This window comes from Pseudoalteromonas phenolica (genome assembly GCF_005886345.1).
GTDB lineage: Bacteria > Pseudomonadota > Gammaproteobacteria > Enterobacterales > Alteromonadaceae > Pseudoalteromonas > Pseudoalteromonas phenolica_A.
The window spans coordinates 1-331 of the sequence record NZ_PNEC01000148.1 but is presented as its reverse complement, the minus strand read 5'-3'; the positions used below and the strand labels follow the sequence as shown (position 1 = coordinate 331).

Annotated in this window: 1 protein-coding gene and 1 pseudogene; one reads left to right on the top strand and one right to left on the bottom strand. The window is 36.0% G+C overall.

The window, feature by feature from the left end; all coding sequences use genetic code 11:
- Positions 1 to 132, bottom strand: a 132-nt coding sequence (locus tag CWB72_RS20415) for a LysR family transcriptional regulator (RefSeq protein ID WP_138635247.1), incomplete at its 3' end; no start/stop codon positions are given.
- Positions 133 to 246: 114 nt separating this feature from the next.
- Between CWB72_RS20415 and CWB72_RS20410 the strand changes: the two are divergent.
- Positions 247 to 331 (top strand): annotated as a pseudogene (locus CWB72_RS20410) (glyoxalase); the annotation flags it as partial.

Here is a 331-nt window from a genome sequence, read left to right as displayed (position 1 = left end):
TACTTGCTGCTCTAGCTTTTTAATGTGCTGACTTACGCCCGATTGGGTCATAAAAAGACGCTCGGCGGTTTGGGTAAAATGATTTACCTCAACCAAAGTACAAAACGTGTTTAACCATGTTGGATTTATCATTACAAAACGTACTCAAAATGATGATTAATGATAATTTTACTTAATATTGTTCAATTCGTAAACTAACTCCATCAACTAGTCACAAGATAAGTCACAAGTTAAAGAGGAAGTATTATGAGTCATACATATCCACGTAGTTTTTCGCACATTGGTATTTCGGTTCCCGACGTTGAAAAAGCAGTCGAGTTTTACACTAAGG